Annotated in this window: 13 protein-coding genes and 1 tRNA gene; 5 read left to right on the top strand and 9 right to left on the bottom strand. The window is 57.1% G+C overall.

Annotated elements, in window-relative coordinates; translation table 11 throughout:
* Positions 1 to 187 precede the first annotated feature (187 nt).
* Positions 188 to 2,086, top strand: a complete 1,899-nt coding sequence (locus ABS758_RS12945) for a sigma-54-dependent Fis family transcriptional regulator (protein WP_350383484.1) — start codon at positions 188 to 190, stop codon at positions 2,084 to 2,086.
* A gap of 7 nt (positions 2,087 to 2,093) precedes the next feature.
* Here the strand turns inward: ABS758_RS12945 and ABS758_RS12940 are convergent, their stop codons facing one another.
* The 4 genes from ABS758_RS12940 to ABS758_RS12925 all read right to left on the bottom strand — a co-directional run bounded on the left by ABS758_RS12940 (position 2,094) and on the right by ABS758_RS12925 (position 11,426).
* Positions 2,094 to 4,967, bottom strand: a complete 2,874-nt coding sequence (locus ABS758_RS12940; RefSeq protein WP_350383487.1) for a BPTD_3080 family restriction endonuclease — start codon at positions 4,965 to 4,967, stop codon at positions 2,094 to 2,096.
* 10 nt (positions 4,968 to 4,977) lie between these two features.
* Positions 4,978 to 8,052, bottom strand: coding sequence for a site-specific DNA-methyltransferase (locus ABS758_RS12935; RefSeq protein ID WP_350383489.1), 3,075 nt, complete (start codon positions 8,050 to 8,052; stop codon positions 4,978 to 4,980).
* Between the two features lie 160 nt (positions 8,053 to 8,212).
* Positions 8,213 to 10,510, bottom strand: coding sequence for a nitric-oxide reductase large subunit (locus ABS758_RS12930; protein WP_350383491.1), 2,298 nt, complete (start codon positions 10,508 to 10,510; stop codon positions 8,213 to 8,215).
* A gap of 304 nt (positions 10,511 to 10,814) precedes the next feature.
* Complete coding sequence (locus ABS758_RS12925) at positions 10,815 to 11,426, bottom strand: FMN-dependent NADH-azoreductase (protein WP_350383494.1); 612 nt, start codon at positions 11,424 to 11,426, stop codon at positions 10,815 to 10,817.
* 127 nt (positions 11,427 to 11,553) lie between these two features.
* On the opposite strand from ABS758_RS12925, the gene ABS758_RS12920 reads away from it, so the two are divergent.
* A complete protein-coding gene (locus ABS758_RS12920; protein ID WP_350383495.1) occupies positions 11,554 to 12,477 on the top strand; it encodes a LysR substrate-binding domain-containing protein in 924 nt (307 codons plus the stop codon).
* Positions 12,478 to 12,492: 15 nt separating this feature from the next.
* Here ABS758_RS12920 and ABS758_RS12915 read toward each other — a convergent pair whose 3' ends face one another.
* Complete coding sequence (locus ABS758_RS12915) at positions 12,493 to 13,332, bottom strand: undecaprenyl-diphosphate phosphatase (RefSeq protein ID WP_350383497.1); 840 nt, start codon at positions 13,330 to 13,332, stop codon at positions 12,493 to 12,495.
* Positions 13,333 to 13,661: 329 nt separating this feature from the next.
* On the opposite strand from ABS758_RS12915, the gene ABS758_RS12910 reads away from it, so the two are divergent.
* Entirely contained in the window at positions 13,662 to 14,258 is a 597-nt protein-coding gene (locus tag ABS758_RS12910; protein WP_350389099.1) for a carbonic anhydrase, read from the top strand.
* Positions 14,259 to 14,347: 89 nt separating this feature from the next.
* Here ABS758_RS12910 and ABS758_RS12905 read toward each other — a convergent pair whose 3' ends face one another.
* From ABS758_RS12905 to ABS758_RS12890, 4 genes are all read right to left on the bottom strand, one after another.
* Positions 14,348 to 14,884 carry a Spy/CpxP family protein refolding chaperone gene (locus ABS758_RS12905; protein WP_350383502.1) on the bottom strand — a complete coding sequence of 179 codons (537 nt, stop codon included), beginning with the start codon at positions 14,882 to 14,884 and terminating at the stop codon, positions 14,348 to 14,350.
* 172 nt (positions 14,885 to 15,056) lie between these two features.
* The gene (locus ABS758_RS12900; RefSeq protein ID WP_350383505.1) at positions 15,057 to 15,452 is read right to left on the bottom strand and encodes an aspartate carbamoyltransferase; all 396 of its coding nucleotides are present in this window, start codon (positions 15,450 to 15,452) and stop codon (positions 15,057 to 15,059) included.
* Positions 15,453 to 15,720: 268 nt separating this feature from the next.
* Entirely contained in the window at positions 15,721 to 15,972 is a 252-nt protein-coding gene (locus tag ABS758_RS12895) for a hypothetical protein (RefSeq protein ID WP_350383506.1), read from the bottom strand.
* A 132-nt stretch (positions 15,973 to 16,104) separates the two neighbouring features.
* Positions 16,105 to 16,180: transfer RNA gene (locus ABS758_RS12890), tRNA-Ala, on the bottom strand.
* 134 nt (positions 16,181 to 16,314) lie between these two features.
* Here ABS758_RS12890 and ABS758_RS12885 point away from each other — a divergent pair.
* Positions 16,315 to 17,544, top strand: coding sequence for an alpha/beta hydrolase (locus ABS758_RS12885; protein WP_350383509.1), 1,230 nt, complete (start codon positions 16,315 to 16,317; stop codon positions 17,542 to 17,544).
* A 91-nt stretch (positions 17,545 to 17,635) separates the two neighbouring features.
* Positions 17,636 to 18,982, top strand: a complete 1,347-nt coding sequence (gene argG / locus ABS758_RS12880) for an argininosuccinate synthase (RefSeq protein ID WP_350383511.1) — start codon at positions 17,636 to 17,638, stop codon at positions 18,980 to 18,982.
* The last annotated feature ends 123 nt before the right edge of the window (positions 18,983 to 19,105 follow it).

Here is a 19,105-nt window from a genome sequence, read left to right as displayed (position 1 = left end):
GAGGCCGCTATGGTTTTCCCATCTTTGGATCCAAGCTTTTCTTATGGCCGTTGCAATGGCATACTGGTTTAAAAATACGTTTAAAAACAGCGAACTGTCGCATTTTGCGACACTTGCCCGTGGTTTGTGCGACGTGCGTGTTGCATTCTGCACCGTTGTCGGCACAGGCTCGGATGGAGAGACAGTCATGCCGCATTCAATGCCGCTTACCCTCGCCGCAGGCGCCCAGATTGATGCGTCCTCTTTAATCCATCGATCCTGGGCACGCTGCGCCAAGCTCGATCCGTATCTGCTGGCTGATCCCAACCCATTGTCGCGGGCGGATCTCACCTTTCAGATCGAAGCCAATCAGGCCTTGCTGCGGCACGCAGAATCCAGCCTGGGCGCATTGGGTGCACTGGCGCAGGCCAACAATGGCATTGCGATCCTGGCAGCACCTGATGGCCTCATCCTGCACGAGCAGGGCAATCCCAATTTTCTCGATAAGGCGCAGCGTGTTGCCCTGCGGCCTGGCGTCAATTGGGCCGAGTCCCAGCGCGGCACAAATGCGATCGGCACAGCGCTGTACGATGGTCGTGCCGTCCGCATTCACGGCACAGAGCATTTTCTTGCCCGTAATCAGGTACTCAGTTGTCATGCGGCCCCCATCCTCTCGGCCACCGGCAGCATCCTTGGTGTCCTCGACCTTTCCAGCCCAGCCAACGTACTGTGTGGCTATGCCTTGGCCTTGGTGCAGCAGCTTGCTACCGGCATCAGCAACCTGATGATGCTTGAGAGCCCGTTGCAGCGGCTTGAGTTTCACGTGGGCGAGCCACACACCCGAGGCAAGTCAACCGCCATCTTGCTGCTGGACGATAAGCAGTGCATCGCGGGTGCCAATGAAGCCGCCCTGTATGTCCTGGGCACCGACTGGCGGCTGCTGGGCACGCCATGTGCCCAATGGATAGAGGGTGACTTGCATTCCGGCGGCACCTTATTGCATCGCCACGATGGCCTGATGCTCTCCGGGCGTCTGCTGTCTGGCATCCAACCAGGTCACCTCTTCAGACAGCGGCCGGCCAAACCAGTTGCCTTGCAGCGGTCGGCAGACGCGCTTCCGGAGCCCGATACCATCAGCCGTCCGTTGCTTGCGCAAGCGGTTCGCGCCGTCGACAGCCAGTTGGCCGTCTTGTTGCATGGCGAAACCGGTACGGGCAAGGAAGTGATGGCACGGCATATTCACGCCCGAAGCCAGTATCATGCGGGGACATTCGTGGCCGTCAATTGCGCCGCCTTACCCGAGCACCTGATCGAATCCGAGCTCTTTGGCTACGAGCCAGGCGCTTTTACGGGTGCGCGGCGTGAAGGCGCCCGTGGCCTGCTGCGCCAGGCGCACGAAGGCACCCTGTTTCTGGATGAGATCGGCGATATGCCGTTGGGCCTGCAAACGCGGCTGTTGCGCGTTCTGCAAGAGCGTGAGGTGCAGCCGTTGGGTTCTGAAAAGCGCATTGCACTTGATTTCAATCTGGTTAGCGCCAGCCACCAGGATTTGCCCAGTCGGGTGACCGAGGGGCTGTTTCGCGCGGATCTTTACTATCGCTTGCAAGGCATCCCGATCACGCTGCCACCCTTGCGGCAGCGCCCCGATTTATCGCACTTCATCGCCAATCAGTACGCGGGCCTGGGCGGGGCCTTGGCTACCCAGACGCTTGAGATACTGGCAGGCTATTCCTGGCCGGGCAATTATCGCGAGTTAAACAGCCTGTTGCGACGTCTGCGTTGCCAGTGTCCCCAGGATGGCCCGTTGCTGCCGCAGCAACTGCCCCAGGCTGTTGCCTCGATGTGCCTGCGATCCTCGCGTGATTGGGCCGCGGATGCGTCGCATGACCCGGCCATGAAGGCTGATGCTCCCGCCGTGCCGATCCCGTTCTCTGCATCACCATCATCGTCTCCGGTGCCAGGGGCCGTTGGCACAACTGGCCGGTTGAGCGAGCTGGAGCAGTCTGCCATTTACCAAACCTTGCACGATTGTGCCGGCAATGTCACCGAGGCGGCCCGGCGCCTCGGCATTCATCGCAGCACCTTGTATCGCAAGCTTAAGGGCTAGTTCTTTATCACTGCCTTTGGCTCGTGGGCTTTCCTATGGGTTCCGAATAACGGGGCGAGGATGCGTGGTGGTTGATCACATCGTCCATCTGTGCGGGCTCGCCCATCACCACATCCCAGCACCACACGCCAAAGCCACCCCGTGTGTTGATGGCTTGGACCCATGCGTCCAGCGCCAGCCGCTTCTTGCGGTTTTGCTCGGAATCCTCACCCTTGATTTCCAGTACCAGCATTTTGCCGTTGGCAAGACGCACCAGGTAGTCAGGCACATATTTGCGTTTGCTGCCGCGCCACAGGTAATAGATCTGGAAGCCCAGGTGGTCATTCTTGGCGTAGGCCGAAACTTCTGTGCTGGCCTCCAGGCGCTTGGCAGCATAGTCTTCCCAGGTACTGTCCGCTACAGCGTGGCTGATCTGCGATTTCACGGTCTCAAGGCATGGCTTGGTGGTGTACCAGGTGCGCATCAGCCGGGTAGATCCGATCGGAAACTCCGGATCGAACACAGGTTCGAGCTGTTGGCTGTTGTGCTGTTCGATCAAAGCCGCTATGTGCTGGACGATCGTATCCATGGAAAGCGCAATCAGGATGCGTTTACGTAGCGGCTCCTGGTGAAACAGCGATGGAATGTTTAGGTGATCTGAATTAAAAAACCGCTCTACCAGGCGCACCAATTGCTGAACCAGCAGTTCGCGTCCCCCGGAAAATCTACCGCCCAGGCTTTCCATCGCTTTGCGGGCTGCCATAAATAACAGTCGCTGCTGGCGAAACCCCTCGGGGATTTTTTCCAGATCGATCGGCACAATCTTGGACATATCCGTTGCGCCGCCCAGGGCAGGGGCAAGGTCGGCGCTGACAGGAATGCGAACAGGGTCGATGGTCAGCCGCAAGGCGCTGTGGTTGTCCCAGTCGAGTGTGAGTGCTTGATGGATGACGGTGTCCACACGTAGCACGTTGGGCCAGCTGATCTCCAGACTTGCACGATCTGGAAGTGATTCGACCTGAATACTGGGTTTGGGTGGCGGCGGAGCCTCGCCGCTGTCGTCTACATCCTGGAAAATCGACAGAGGGACGCCAAAGACGTTGACAAACTCTGGCCGAAACAGATCGCGCACCTGGCCGTCCGGACATTGCGCCGGCTCGGTGTCATATGACACACGCCGCAATCCCCGACCAATCACTTGCTCGCATAATAACTGGCTGGTAAAGGCCCGCAGGCCCATGATATGGGTGACGTTCTTGGCATCCCAGCCTTCAGACAGCATGGCTACGGAAATGACATTTTGCAGATCCTGACCCGCTGTGCCGCGTTTACCCACGTTATCGATAATTGCGCGTAGCAGTTCTTCTTTTTTCAGCGGGCGCAGGCGTGCTTTGATGAACTCCGGGATATCGGCGGCTTCAAGGATGTCGTGCAAAACTTCTTCGTAGGCTTTGTCCGCTGTGGCCGATTCCCCACTTTCTGCCTTGTTCAGCACCTTGGAGTCCACCCTTAGCGTGCGGGTGGGGGCCTGCAGATCGGGCCAGTGGGCATCGCCCTGGCGAAAATAGTGCTCAAGCCGGGCGGCTGTTTCCGTGCGGTTGCAGACAGTCAGTATGACGGGTGGAGAGACATGGCCAGCCGCTTGCCACGCGGCTCGGGTTTCACGCCAGTCTGCCCCCAGCAATGTGTAGGCCTGTTGCACCAGTTGGGGCAGAGCTTCATGAGGCTCAGCCCCGCGCCGGTTCAGATCTTCCTGAACCTCGGGTTCGCGGTACAGATGATATAGCTTGCTGCGGTAGGTTTTGGCATTGGGCAAGGCGTTGTCGCGGATGACGACGCGTGGGGTTTTGACCAATCCCGATTCAATCGCATCGTTCAGGCCAAAATCGGAGACCACCCAATCAAATAGGGCGGTTTCGGTGCTGGTTTTCCCGGTGGGCGCAAAGGGGGTGGCAGATAGATCAAAGCAGTGGCTGATGCGCCGTGTTTTGTGGATGCGGTCAAGCCCTTCAATCCAGCGGGTGGCATCGTCCAGGTTGATGCCCAGCATCTCTGCGTCTTTCTTGCTGACTTTGGTCTCGGGCCGGATGCGGTAGGCGTGATGGGCCTCGTCGTTGATGACCGCAATATCCTTGAAGCTCGCCAAGGCCCCCAGGATACGGCACACGTAGGCCTCATCGCTTTCGGCGCCCTTTTTTACGATGGATCGGGTGACATCCTTAAGTGGCATCAGGCTGTGCCAGTTATCGATCAGCAAAACCGCCTGATTAAGCTTCTGGCGCAAGGCCTCGTTGGGGCAGATAGCAAATTGGTCGTAGTAGTTTTCTGGGTGCCCAGGTTGCAGTACCTGCAGCCGTTCTTTAACCGTCAGGCCCGGTGCCACAATAAAGATGGCACGCGAAAAATCTTTATTGCGCTTGGGGTAGGCCAGGGCATTTAACACCTGCCAAGCGATGATCATGGCCATTACCGTTGTTTTGCCTGTGCCGGTTGCCATCTTGCTGCATAGGCGTTCCCAGGCACCGCCATCTCCGGGGATGGCGATTCCCTGTTGGTATTCTGTCGGCGCTTCGACGTGCCAGATCAGTGTTTCAATGGCTTCCAGCTGGCAAAAATAAAACGTGTATTGCCGCGCGCCGTTGTCGTGCCAGTGTTCCAGCAATTGGCGGGTAATGGCCGTCACACCGGGGTAATCTGCCTGCCGCCAGGCGGTTACGCGTTCGCGGATGCGGTTGACCAGATCCAGTTCTACCCCACGAACCGTGTTGTTGCGGGTATCAAAGATTTCGTATCCTGCCGGCCGGCGGCCCGTGTTTAGCTTGAGCTTGTTGTCAGACTCACGGACCCAGTGATGCGTGGGAGCCTCAAAGGGAGAGCTGATGATCAGGGAAGGCTGTGCCACGATTCTTCCCTTAACCCAACGGGATAACTTTCAGTGATTCGATGCCGCGGTCGTCTACGATCTTGACCGCGATCTTGCGGTTGTCTCCGGCCTCGAAAGGCAGGCTGACCGTGCCGTGGAAGGCATCCAGCCGGGATTCGTCCAGTTCTGCCCGGATGTTTTTCTTCAGTTTCTCCCAGCCTTCGCCTCGCCCAGCCATGGGAAAGAACACTTGGTGTGGAAACAGGCTGCGCTCGTCGTAATTCGTATCCAGTGCCCACATCGCGATCTTTTTCTTGCCGCCTGAGATCAATTCGCCTTTGACGGTATCAAAGTAGTCAAAGCCGTGAACCTCCACCACGTATTGATCGTTTTTGGTTTTGCGTACTTCCACTTCGGGCTGGCCCATCAGCCAGAAACTTTGGTTGTGGGCCCGTGCCTTGCGCAGGTCGTCAGTCAGCAAGTCGGTATTCATTTGTGCTTTTAGTGCCGTGATGCCGCGCAGGGCATCAATATCCTTGGCGGCCTCCGGATCGAAGGCAAAGGCGCAAAATACAATCATCTTGGGTAAAGGAAACAGATTGCCCGCCTGGGTGAGCGCGTTGGTTACCTGGCGCTGTTCCAGTGCGCCGTATTCCGGGCCAAAGCTCACCACCACGCGCTCGCCCGAATCCAGGTGGCCGGTGGCATGCAGGTGTTGCATACCATCGTCTGTAGGCAGGGGTTCCAGATCGGCAAAGTTCAGTTTTTGGCCGCCTTTGCCGCGAATGCCGGCTTTGAGCAGCTCATCGCGCCATTGATGTTGACGGCCGGATTCGCCCGTGCGGGCGATGCTAGTGTCAGCTTCGGCTGGGCCGTCTGCTTCATCCAGCGATTTGACGCTGGGGAAGGGGACAGCCTCTACCGTAAAGGGGCCGGTGATGCGTAGTTTGTCTCGCGCAATGGCCGGTTGGTCGTAGAGCGTTTCCTGGTCGGCATGTGCGGCGATGCTGGTGTCCATTTGGGTTTGCATCGCCTGCCGGCATGAGTGAAAGGCTGCCAGGGCATCCTGCGCGTTGGCTGGCCAGTTTTTTGGGTAGTCGAAAGGCACTTCCCATTCAAGCAGGGTGTCGCCCTTTGAAAAATCCAGTGTCTGGCCTTTGCGGCCACCTTCGGTAACGGTAAAAGCAGGGGCCTTGGCATGTTGCAGGGCCTGGTTCAGTTTTTCCAGCGCAGATTCGATAGCCGGGTGTTTTTGTTCGTAGATGGTATCGATTTCAGGGTTGTTGGCAATCGACTTCAAGGTGATGTGCGGCACTGTCTTGTAGATGAAGCCGCCTTTCAGGCCTTCCTGAGGGTATTTGAGGTCGTAGTAATCGTAGCTGGCCGTCATCAGCCGCTGTTTGGCCAGCGTCACTGCCACGCGTGAGGTATCACAGGTGATCCAGCGGCGGCCCCATTTTTCGGCAACGAATGCAGTGGTGCCTGAACCGCAGGTGGGATCCAGCACCAGATCGCCGGGGTCGGTGGTCATCAGGAGGCATCGTTCGATGACTTTGTCTGCAGTTTGAACAACATAGAGTCGATCAGTTGCTCCGGCTGTGTCCACCCAATTGTTACCCAATGGGTAGGCAAGGAAGTCGTTTAAATATCGCTTATAAGCGAGCCGCTCTCCCTGTGGATTGAGGCGCCCCGCCTTTGCAAGCCTACTCATGCCGTCAGCGGTGGAAGTCCAGCCTCTGGACATCGGAGGAAAGTAGTTTTGTCCGTCCACGTGCACTGGAAAATACATGGCTGAACCAGGGCCGGCGCTTCGGCCTTGTCGCTGTGAGGTTGTGTCACCAAGTCGAAATATCAGGCTGTCTCGTTCCAGTGATTTTGGGTGCTCTATCTCTGAGGAGTTGAGGCGTCTGCAACTACCGTTTGATAGTTGAATAAATTGGTACATACTACCGCCAACACCTCCCATTTCTTTTAAAGAAAGTGGGGGATTGTATTTAGTGACCCTCTTTTCTAGTCCATACCAAAGAAGATAATCAACGGTACCGGATAAATAGGTTGATGTTTGACCAGATGTCTTTTGAACAGTTATTTGGGCAACAAAATTTTCGGGTTTGAATACCTCGTCCATTAATTCTCTTACATGGTGCAGGTTCTCATCCGAAATCTGCACGAACACGCTGCCTGTTTCATTCAATAGTTCACGCGCCAGTAACAGGCGATCCCGCAGGTACGTCAAATACGAGTGAACCCCTAACTCCCAGGTATCCCGGAAGGCTTTGATCATTTCCGGCTCTTGGGTCAGGTCTTCGTCCTTGCGATCCTTGACATCCCGCTTGCCGACAAAGGGCTGGAAGTTGCTGCCGTACTTGATGCCGTAGGGCGGGTCGATATAGATCATCTGCACCCGGCCGGCCATGTTTTCCTTTTGCAGCAGGCTGTTCATCACCAACAGGCTGTCGCCGGAGATCAATCGGTTGGCCCAGCCGCGCTCGTGGCGGTAGAAATCGATGGCATCGCGCAACGGCAGGCTCTCAAACGGCGCATCAAATAGCCCAGGCTGCACAGCTTTGGTGGCCTGTTTGCTTGTGGTTTTCGTGCCCATTGCCTTGCGCACGGCCGTCAGGATACTGGCTGGGTCGATGCGCTCGTGCACGTGCAGGCTGACGATATCGATATCAAAGCTGGTGCGTTCGGCTTTACCTGCCCAGTTCAGGTAAGGGCTTTGCAGGCGTTTCAGTTCTTCCAAGGCTGCACGCATCTGGGCTGTGTCACCCGAGGCCAGCGCGTCATCGATCAGGGTTTCAATCTGGCTGCGCTGTGGGTCAAAACTCAGGGCAGGATCCAGATGGGGGTCGTACGCCCATTTTGTTTTGCCTGCTTCGGGATCCGTTGCCGGTGTGACCATGCCTACCTCCGGGTTGTTCACGCGCTTGTCGGCGTGCCGGTAGGATAGGATCTGGGCGTCGTCGCCAGTAGCCCGGCTATTACGGGGTGCCAATTTTGTCTTGCGGCTGATGGGCTTCGGTGGTTTGCTGGGCGTATCGGGTACCTGCTGTGTTTCCAGCGAAAAATCGTCCTGATCACCGGTCTTTGCATTGGCTGAAGCGTGTGGTTTGGCAGGCACGGCAGGCTGACTCCTGATAGGGCTTATGCCCTTGGATATTTACGGCATATTTTGTTACCTGTGAAGTCTAGCAGATGGCTATCCCTATACGGGGCTTGGGCTGGCACATTGGAAGTGCCAGCCCAAGCCTTACTAGAGGGTGCCCGCTAGATAATCACCATCAATCGGCCTCCTGGCGCCGCACCCCCGCCCAGGCCTTGAATGCCGCGATAGTGAGCGGGATGGAGCCGAAGATGATGAACACCAGGTCGCCCGGCAGGCGCAGCCACTCGATGATCAGGGCTGTTGGCTGGTGGATGAACGCCATGCTGCGTGCGTGCCAGTAGCCGTGTTGTGTCACATCCCACACCTGGCGCAGGCCGCTGGGAAACAGACTGAAGGCCACCATCATCATGAGGCCGATATTGGCACCCCAGAAGGTGTATTTGACCCAGCGCTCGATGCCCGGCCAGTCGCGGTCAGAGGCAGTTTGGCGCAAGACAAACACCATCAGCGCAATGGCCAGCATGCCAAATACACCCATCAGCGATGCGTGACCATGGTTGGGGGTCAGTTGCGTGCCGGTCTCGAAATAGCTGACGATGGGCAGGTTGACGAGGAAGCCGAACACACCGGCACCGAGGAAGTTCCAGAAACCGACGGCAATCAGGAAGAACAGCGTCCACTTGTGATCGTGTGCGATCTTGGCACGAGGGGTATTTTGATCGCCACCGCGTGCGGTTTTGATAAAGCCCCAGGCATCCAGGGTGAGTAGCGTAAGTGGCACAACTTCGAGCACCGAGACCAGCGCGGATGCCGCCATGTTGAAGCTTGAGTGGCCGTTAAAGTACCAGTGGTGGCCGGTACCCACCAGCCCGCCCAGGAAAAACAGGATGGCATCCAGGTAGATGACGCGCAGCGCGGTGTTAACCCGTGCCAGCCCAAGCTGGTAGAACACGATGGCTACTACGGTGGTGGCGAAGAACTCGAAGAAGCCTTCGACCCACAGGTGGATGATCCAGAAGCGCCAGGTGTCCACCACCGTGAAGTTGGTGTGCGCACCGTAGAACAGCGCCGGCAGATAGAACAAGGGGATTGACAGCGCTGCCAGCAGGAACATGCGCACAACGGGTCTGGCCTCGACCGAGGCGTTGTCGCGCGGCCGCGCAAGCCACCACAGTACGGCAAACCACACCACCAGGCCGATCACCAGAACGTACTGCCACAGACGGCCGAGTTCCAGGTATTCCCAGCCCTGGTTGCCAAGCCAGAACCACCAGCTGCCAAACCATTGCAGCATGCCGGCCCATTCGCCCACCAGGCTGCCGACGATGACGATGAGGAAGGCGGCAAACAGCAGATTGGCCCAGTGTGTGAGGGCTTCGGGTACCTGCTTGCGCAGCGTGCTGCCCAGGAACAGGGCGGCGGCCACGTACGAGGTGGCAATCCACATGACGGCACTTTGCAGGTGCCAGGTGCGCATCAGGTTGCTTGGAAAGATGCGTTCTAGCGGAATGCCGTAGAAGCCGCCTGGTTCGATGCGATAGTGCGCAGTAGCGCCACCCACCAGCGTCTGAAACAGCCAGACGGCAGCGACGATGACAAAGAACTTGACCAGCGCGCGTTGCCCTTTGGTGGACACGCCCGGTGTGACGCGCGGTTCGATTTTGCCGGCGCTGATCCAGCCCAGGTATTCAAAACGGCCAGAGGCCAGCAGGGCCGCGCCCAGACCGATCAGGAATACCACGAGACTGAGCGCACTCCAGAAGGTTGCATCGCCCGCCGGTACATTACCCACCGACGGATCGTATGGGAAGTTCATGGTGTAGGAATAGCCCTCACCTGGCCGATTGGCCACTGAAGCCCATGCAGCCCAAGTGACAAATGCGGTGAACTGACGCAACTGCTGCGGGTCAGTGATCCAGTTGGGCGAGAGCCCGCCGTTGTTCTCGGGATCCTTGAAATAATTGGTCCAGTAGCCAAGCTGCGCCTTCCATGCGGCCACTTCTGGTGGTGTGAGGGTGAGCACCTGTGTAGCGGCGTCGTAGCGGTTGGTTTTCAGCAATTGCGCTACCTGGCCTTGCACGCCTGCCCGTTGGGTGGCGTCAAGGGCAGCCATAGGCTTGTCGTACTGCTGCTGCGCCAGTGCTTCGGCGGTTTGAAGACTCATCTGGTGCAGTGCCTCAGCGGAGTAATCAATCCCCAGATAGCCGCCGTGGCCCCAGATGGAACCGTTATCCATCAGTCCGTAACGCAGAAACACACCTTGCCCGTTTTCAATATCGGCGCGGGTGAAGAGTGCGGTGCCGTCGCTGGATACGACTGATTGCGGGATTGGAGGCGCGTGCTTGTAGCCCAGCACGGTCATGGCAACCAGTACCGCTGCCCCAATGACAAAAACAATGATGAACCACCGTACCCACCACGGTGAAAGGGGCTTCGTATCGTCCCCCAAAGACTCTGCCGTCGCTGTGCTCACGCAAGCTCCTTGTAGATTGACGTCCATCCTATGCGTTGCGTTCGGTACGTCTACAGGAGCGTCAAATAAGCCCTATACGCTTTGGGGCGGCGCAAGCTGTAACCCTTGCTACAACGAGATGAGCGGTTTCAAGCCTATTTCTGATCGTCCATCATGTTTGTCCAATGGATCGTAGCCCGTCTGAACATCCAGAATAGTGCTTCCTGGTCGCTTGGTGTCAATTATCAAGGTTTGCAAGATGGTTTAAGGCAGAGGGTGGGATGGCTGAATAACCATTGATGCATCCCGCCTGTCTTGATCGGGGTCAGGCTGCTATCAAAGCCTGAATGTCGGACTGAGCCTGTGCCAGGCCGCGTTCGCGGTGCTCCTGTCCCATGTTCATACCTTCAGCGCGTACCGTGCGGATATCGGTGACACCCATGAAGCCGAATATCGATTTGAGATAGCTTTCCTGGTGTTCCATGGCGGGATTGGCGGAATAAATGCCGCCGCGGCTCAGTGCCAGGATGACGGTTTTGTCACCCAGCAGGCCCACCGGGCCGGTTTCGGTGTATTTGAAGGTGCGCCCAGCCTGGGCGATGCGATCCAGCCAGGCCTTGAGCTGGGCGGGAATGGTGAAGTTGTACATAGGTGCGCCGATGACGACGATATCTGCTGCGATCAGTTGGCTGACCAGTGCTTCGGAGACCTCGTTTTCGAGGCGCTGGGCCTCGGTGACCGTACCAGCCGAATCGGGCATGCGGAAGCCGAGTGCATCCAGCGACAGCGGGTTGGGCGCCTGGGCCGCCAGATCCAGGTAATCAACCTGGAGGCCAGAATGCCAGGCCTGTTGTTGCGCCACGATGTCGCGAGACAGGCGGCGGGAGACGGATTCCGGGCCAGTGATACTGGAGTCGATGTGCAGCAATAATTTCATTGGGATGCCTTGAATGGATGAAAAATATCGGTTCGGTATGTGATTAGCCCTATTTTCCATTAAGCTTGAATGATTGATAATCCGTTTCAAAGAACAAACAGTATTCTATTTATGAGGTGAATCCACCATGCATGACTTGAATGACATGCGCTACTTTGCTGAAGTCGTGGAACGTGGCAGCTTTTCAGGTGCGGCCCGCGCGCTGGAGCTGCCAACTTCGCGCCTGTCCAGGCGGATTGGACGGCTCGAGGCCGAACTGGGCGTGCGGCTGTTGAACCGCACGACACGCAAGCTGTCCTTGACGCTGGCGGGTGAGCAGTTCATCCGCCATTGCATTGCTGTGCGAGACACCGCCGACCAAGCCTATGCGGAGATTTCCCGAATCGTGGCCGAGCCGCGCGGCGTTCTGCGGGTGTCCTGTCCCGTGACGCTTGCACAGACAGTGGTAGGGCCACTGATCCCGGCGTACCTGAAGCGCTGCCCGCACGTCAAACTGAATCTGGAGGTGACCAATCGCGTGGTTGATCTGGTTAGTGAGCGTGTGGACGTCGCGTTGCGTGTGCGGCTTAGCCTGGATGACAGCGGTAGCGCAATCATCAAGCGGCTGGGTCGGGGTAGTACCTGGCTGATAGCAAGCCCCAAACTGCTTCAAAATGTGGGCCGTCCCGAGCAGCCCGCCGATCTGAAACGCTTTGACGCGGTGGGGATGTCAGCGCAGGCCGGCAGGATTCATTTTTCTTTGGATGGCCCGCAGGGGGCACACCAAGAGATTGATTGCGCTGCGGCCTATATCGTAGACGACTTGGTAACGCTGCGTTATGCCATCGAGGAAGGTATTGGTGTCGGTTTTATGCCCGACTACATGTGTCGCGAGGGCATTGCCCAGGGCCGTCTGGAGCAGGTTCTGCCCGAGTGGTCGCTTCGCTCTGGCATCGTGCATGCTGCGTACCTGTCGCGCCGTGGCATGTCGCCGGCAGTGCGTTCGTTTTTGGACTACATGGGCGAGGTGCTGGTAGAAGATCTGGGCGATGCGCCCGCCGGGTTGGTATAGGTGGCCGAGGCTTCGTTATAGCGGGCTTAAAACGCCGCCTGCAAGCAGCGCTATGACAGCAGCGCCCAGTACGATGCGATAAACCACAAAGGGCATGAAGCTGTGAGTGGAGATAAATCGCAAAAAGGCCACGATCACGCCGTACCCAACAAAAAACGCCACCAACGTGGCCCAGGCGGTGGGCCCGGCTCCGATGGGCCCGACTTGCCCCCAACTGCGAAACAGCTGATAGAAACCGGCTGCAAAGACGGCTGGCAGAGCCAGTAAAAATGAATATCGTGCGGCTGCTTCTCGGGTGTAGCCCAATAGCAAGCCAGCGGTGATGGTGCCGCCTGAGCGGGACACTCCGGGGATCAGCGCCATGGCCTGCGCCAAGCCAAACAACAGGCCGTGGCCCCAGCTGAGTTGATCTAGAGGACGCTGCTTGCGGCCGATGTAATCGGCCATGCCCAGAATCACCGCAAACAGGGCAAGCACCGTACCTGTGATGTACAGATTGCGCAGGCTGCCTTCAATCGCATCCTTGAACAACAAGCCCAGTACGGCGATGGGTAGCGTGCCGATGATGATCAGCCAGCCCATGCGGGCATCCGGGTTGCCGCGCGGCCCGGTGGGGGTGAGTGACGCTAGCCAGGCCTTCAGGATGCGTAGGATGTCATGGCGAAAATACAGCAGCACGGCCATTTCGGTGCCTATCTGTGTGATAGCAGTAAAAGCGGCGCCTGGGTCTCCCCCCGAAGGTAGTAGCGGCCCCAGGATGCGCAGGTGGGCACTGGAGGAAATCGGCAAAAACTCGGTAAGGCCCTGAACCAAGCCGAGGATGGTGGCTTCCAGCCAGACGCTTGTACTACCCATGATGGCGCACGTTCCCTGATCAATAAAGCAAACAGTGTACTGTGGTTCTATGACGCTTTGCCGCGTGTACTTGACGAGGTGTAAGCCGTCGGGCGGGGGTACAAATTTCGATTGCCACATTTGCATCTAGACAGTAACGTACCGCGATCAATCTAAAGGTTGGGGAGATGGAAATGTGTGAATTATGTGCAGGCCGTCGTTCTGTGGATGGGGCACCAGAATCGCGATCCCGGCGTGCTGCCCTTGGCGCAATTGCTGCGTTTTCATTGCTGGGCATGTCCACGGGATATGCACACGCGTACGCAAAATCCCCTCCAAAGCCGGGAAACGTGCTTTCTCCCGATCAGGCCATCAAGCGTTTGTTCGAAGGAAACCAGCGATACACCTCGGGCAAGACCAAAAACCGGGACTTCGCCTCAACACGTCAGGCATTGGCGGGCGGGCAGAATCCTTATGCCAGTATCCTGAGCTGTGCAGATTCGCGGGTGAGCCCGGAGTTCTGTTTTGATGAAGAAAGAGGTGACCTGTTTGTGTCACGTGTAGCCGGCAACTACGTCAGCAGCGATATTTTGGCGAGCCTGGAGTACGGTGTTGCGGTTTTGAAGGTGCCGGCCATCATGGTGCTTGGGCACACCCGTTGTGGCGCGGTGAGTGCGGCGGTCGATGCGTACGAGAAGCAGGCCGAATTTCCCGGCCATATCCAGAACATTGTCACCGAGCTGATGCCCGCCGTACGCGCTGCCGCGAGCCAGACGCCCAAAGGCGGCACCTTGCTGCATGCAGCAACCATCGAAAATATCAGGCAAAACGTGCGTCGCCTGCAGGAGGCCACGCCTATTCTTGACAGGGCGGTGCAGGCCGGGAAGCTCAAGGTTGTCGGGGGGCTTTATCACCTGGATACGGGGCGGGTCGAGGCCATCACCTGATTACGCCACTTACGTCAGATGAAAAAAACCGCCTGAAAAATCAAGCGGTTTACCGCTCTCACGTGAGACGGCAGCTGCCTTGCATAAATCTACTGACTACGGTGGGGATCACACAGCTTTTGACGCTGCTGGTCGGTGAGTACGGCCTCGATCTGCTTACGCAAGTCAAGTGAACTTTCAAACATTTGTTTACGCACACCCTCCCTCTCGTCATACTTTTTGCGCGCGGCTTGTTCATCGAATTTCCCGTTCACAGTAGCGTTACTCGAATTTAAGCTTAATTCGCGCATTTTGCCCATGAGGTCCCACTGCTTGCGGCCAAGTTCATCACGGATCGCCTCGATCTTCGTGCGCTGTTCGCTCGTAAGATCGAGCCCGTCAATGCTGCAATTTTGCGGACCATAGCCACCACCCAACATACCTTGGCCCATTCCGAAGCCGCCCATCATTCCCGGCCCCATGCCATAGCCGCCAGGCCCGTGTTCCCCACCCATCATGCCTGCACCGTAACCACCAGAACCTTGAGCCCCACCCATCATTCCCGCACGACCACTATATGGCTGAGACCATGCGGACGTGACCAACAGCAGACTCGCGGCAAAAACAAGCACTGTGTACTTTTTCATGTCATTTCCTTTCGTTTGGCGATACAACTCACAATCTATCGCTCGAAAGTGCTGCCTCTATTGACGCACGTCAAATTGATAGCGTTTTTATCGAAATGACAATAGGCAGCGTAGATGTCGCAGGCTATGGCAGACGCATTTGATCCATGACTTGGTCCTGTTCGCGCAAGGATTATTCGTGCCCCATTCCATGATGCGCATGACCCTGCTTTGCGTCGGCGCCGTGGTCGGATAACTGGGCATCAAACCAATGATGTAGCGCAGACACTAAAGATACATTCGCGCTTGAATATTGAACTTCACCGCCGTTGGGCAGATCCTTGTAATTAATGCTGATTTCCCCTGGCTTGGCTTTTTTAAGTTGTGCCAATCCTGACATCCCCATTCCGTGTATGTGCATCGGCGCAGAAAAATCTCCGTTTCTGAACTGATCGGCGATGTCATGTAAATGTTCGCGAATCAGTTTGGTTTGCGTGCGGTTCTTCGGATTTTTGGCGACGACTTGTTGGACACCGCCATTACTGGTTTTGGTAAACAGGTGGGTCGTTGCCTTCAGGTCGAATGGCATGACTTCCGCTCCTCGTGCCGATACCTCTGCCTGGCGACTTGGATCTGCGGCGCTCGCTACTGAAGAATTAAATGGTGCGCTGAGGCCGCATAACAGTGTTACTGGAAGGATGAGGAGGGCAAATCGCATAGATGACACCATAGATTTAAGGGCGAGGCGGTATTCATGGGCTCTACATCATGAACGGGGGACAGCGACATTCATTAGACTTGTTTTTACGAAGAACACGTTTAATGGAGCAATGCCGATGTCCCCAATCGATTCTATCCTAGGCATCCAAGGTTTGGTGCATGGCTTGTATAACGGAGAGATCCCGCCGGATTGTCGAGGGCGCTATGTCTTCGTCCCGGCGCTCATCCGCGAATTCCTGAAAATCCAGGTGGGATACTGACGCCAGCGAACGCGTGTAGCCCACGCTTTCGCCTCCTTGTAGGTCTCGAAGGTCTTGGATCGGACGGGGAAGCCCTTCCGGCGGATCTGAGCGCCATTGGTGGGGGCCGCGCGGTGTGATGGTAGCCATCCTAAACTCCTAACTGGAAGCAGCCAAGGCGGCTGCGTTAGGGTATAGGTCGTTGTGCCAATTAGTGCCAAAAATAATAAATTGGGCCGCCTGTTCAGGTGGCCCAATGGCGCGGAAACCCGCATGAATACTTGGTGGAGACGAGGAGGATCGAACTCCCGACCTTCGCATTGCGAACGCGACGCTCTCCCAGCTGAGCTACGTCCCCGAAAGACGGAAATTCTAGCATAAATGTGGCTTGTCACTACGTTGGATAGGCCTCAAATTGAATATAGTGTCTTGAAAACAGGGCCGTTATACTGGCCGACAATCACTGTCTCTAACCCTTGGGGGATGGACGCCATGGCTGATAATCTTGAGCGTGGACGTACGCGGGTACAGGGGTTTGTAAACCCCGAAATGGATTACCAGCTGATGCGTCAGCTGGGCTCGGCCCGCTATGGCGGGGCGTCGGTGGGCGAGTGCCTGGCCTTGGCTCAGAAAATTGGCAGTGCCCGGCCGGCTGCCTGGGTGGATGCCTTCGAGGCATCCGGCAAACGCCACCAGGCCGATGCAGAGGGCCGTGCGGCGCGCGGGCATGCCATCAGTGCGCGAGACCAATACCTCGAGGCCTGCAACAGTTATCGGGCGGCGGAATACTACACACCGATCGAAGACGACCGGCACCGGGCGCTGGGCTTATCCAGCCGGCGCTGTTTTATGGCTTATTTGCGGGCCGCCGGGATTCACGGCACAGAACTTTGGTTTCATTACCAGGGGCTGGCATTACCCGCGTACCATATCCATCAGCCAGAGGGGGGTGTTACCCCTGCCAGGATGCTTGCAATCGTCAGTGGCTTTGATGGCACACTTGAAGAATCCTGGATCATGTACGGCGCTGCCGCATTCGAGCGTGGCTACGATTTGCTGCTGTTTACCGGGCCGGGACAGATGGATGCCTGGCGTTTTCATGATGGCAGCCACTTTGCCCCGGATTTTGAACAGGTGGGCCGGCAGGTGGCCGATTACGTGACGGCCGTACCTGGGGCATACGCAGGCCGATTGGCCCTGATGGGCATCAGCTTTGGTGGGTACTTTGCAACCCGTATTGCGGCACACGAGCCTCGTTTCAGTGCCCTGATTGCCAATTCTCCCATTATCGATCTGCATGCCTATATGGTGTCTTTTGCGGGCGTGGATCCTGCTGAGCTCAGTGCGGCAGATGATTTTCGCCTGGCGGATCTGCCACAGATCCCAGATAGTGTGATGGATGCGCAAACCCGCGGGATGGCGGGTAATTTGATGCGCCGCTTCGGGCAAGAGGGGTTTGCAGACACCTATCGTTATTTGCGCCAGTTTCGGGTGGATAGCCAGGCCTTGAGTCAGATTGCCTGCCCAAGTCTTGCGCTTGCCGGCGAAGGTGAGGGGGCGGAGCCCCTGCGTCAGCTGAGTGTATTTATGCAGGGTACAGGCGGGCCGTCTACCTCGCATATTTTTACAGCAGCCGAAGGCGCCGACGGGCATTGCCAAAATGCCAACCCGGCGATCTCGGCGGCAGTGGCGCTTGATTGGCTGGACGAGCGATTCTCCTGAAGATGTTTCGGGCAGCCGCTGCCCGGGTTCACCATCAGGCTGGCCGTATAATGGTCGTTTGTCTCTTTTTTACTGATTTGTCCGGATCCCCATGAGCACAACCATTCTCGAAAATCTGCCGGTCGGGCAGAAGGTCGGCATCGCCTTTTCGGGCGGGCTGGATACCAGCGCTGCCTTGCTGTGGATGAAGAACAAGGGCGCAATCCCGTTTGCCTACACGGCAAACCTCGGCCAGCCCGATGAGCCGGATTACGACGAAATCCCTCGTAAGGCGTTGCGCTATGGTGCCAAAGGGGCACGGCTGGTGGATTGCCGGGCGCAACTGGTGTCTGAAGGCATTGCCGCCTTGCAGTGCAATGCGTTTCATATCTCGACGGGTGGCGTTACTTACTTCAATACCACGCCGATTGGCCGTGCGGTTACTGGCACCATGCTGGTGTCGGCCATGCGTGAAGACGACGTGCATATCTGGGGTGACGGCAGCACGTTCAAGGGCAACGATATCGAGCGCTTTTATCGCTATGGTTTGCTCACCAACCCCGAGCTCAAGATCTATAAGCCGTGGCTTGATCAGCAATTTATCGACGAGCTTGGCGGGCGCGCCGAGATGTCACAGTATCTGCAGGAAAACGGCTTTGATTACAAGATGTCGGCCGAGAAAGCGTATTCCACCGATTCAAACATGCTGGGCGCAACCCACGAGGCCAAGGATCTTGAACACCTGGATTCGGGCATGCGGATCGTGCAGCCCATCATGGGACTTGCCTTCTGGAAACCCGAAGTTGAGGTAAAGGCCGAAGAAGTCACTGTGCGCTTCGATGAAGGGCATCCGGTGGCGCTCAACGGCGTCGAGTACTCCGACGCCGTTGAGCTCATGCTGGAGGCCAACCGGATTGGTGGGCGTCATGGCCTGGGGATGAGTGATCAGATCGAAAATCGCATCATCGAGGCCAAGAGCCGTGGCATCTACGAAGCCCCGGGCATGGCCTTGCTGCACATCGCCTACGAGCGTCTGGTAACCGGCATCCACAACGAAGACACCATCGAGCAATACCGCATCAATGGCTTGCGCCTGGGGCGTTTGCTGTATCAGGGCCGTTGGTTTGATCCCCAAGCCATCATGTTGCGCGAAACCGCCCAGCGCTGGGTAGCTAGAGCCATTACCGGCGAAGTCGCCCTCGAGCTGCGTCGTGGTAACGATTACACGATCCTCAATACGCAATCAGCCAATCTTACCTATCACCCGGATCGCCTGACGATGGAAAAGGGTGAGTCCATGTTCTCGCCTCTGGATCGTATCGGGCAACTGACCATGCGCAATCTGGATATTGTGGATACCCGCGCAAAACTGTTTACGTATACCCAGGTGGGTTTGCTGGCCAAGACCGGCCAGTCGGATATTCCTCAGATCCGCCAGGATAAAGGCAAAGAGCAGTAAACCAGGCTGGTTGATGGACCAGGAAAACAATAAATAAAGGCCAGTATTGAACTGACCCCCAAAAGTTGGACAGTCGAGGGTTAAGTGGCCAAGGCCTGATTTCGGTATTGAACCGGACTCAGG

It is taken from the genome of Castellaniella sp. FW104-7C03 (assembly GCF_040276085.1).
Taxonomy (GTDB): Bacteria; Pseudomonadota; Gammaproteobacteria; order Burkholderiales; family Burkholderiaceae_B; genus Castellaniella.
This window is presented reverse-complemented; position numbering and strand designations above follow the sequence as displayed.

What these genes read in the sequence shown, in the direction of transcription:
- ABS758_RS12945 (WP_350383484.1), top strand. Translation starts at nt 188, where the DNA reads ATGCCGCATTCAATGCCGCTTACCCTCGCCGCAGGCGCCCAGATTGAT.
- ABS758_RS12925 (WP_350383494.1), bottom strand. Translation starts at nt 11,426, where the DNA reads ATGAAATTATTGCTGCACATCGACTCCAGTATCACTGGCCCGGAATCC.
- ABS758_RS12920 (WP_350383495.1), top strand. Translation starts at nt 11,554, where the DNA reads ATGCATGACTTGAATGACATGCGCTACTTTGCTGAAGTCGTGGAACGT.
- ABS758_RS12915 (WP_350383497.1), bottom strand. Translation starts at nt 13,332, where the DNA reads ATGGGTAGTACAAGCGTCTGGCTGGAAGCCACCATCCTCGGCTTGGTT.
- ABS758_RS12905 (WP_350383502.1), bottom strand. Translation starts at nt 14,884, where the DNA reads ATGAAAAAGTACACAGTGCTTGTTTTTGCCGCGAGTCTGCTGTTGGTC.
- ABS758_RS12900 (WP_350383505.1), bottom strand. Translation starts at nt 15,452, where the DNA reads ATGCCATTCGACCTGAAGGCAACGACCCACCTGTTTACCAAAACCAGT.
- ABS758_RS12895 (WP_350383506.1), bottom strand. Translation starts at nt 15,972, where the DNA reads ATGGCTACCATCACACCGCGCGGCCCCCACCAATGGCGCTCAGATCCG.
- ABS758_RS12885 (WP_350383509.1), top strand. Translation starts at nt 16,315, where the DNA reads ATGGCTGATAATCTTGAGCGTGGACGTACGCGGGTACAGGGGTTTGTA.
- argG (WP_350383511.1), top strand. Translation starts at nt 17,636, where the DNA reads ATGAGCACAACCATTCTCGAAAATCTGCCGGTCGGGCAGAAGGTCGGC.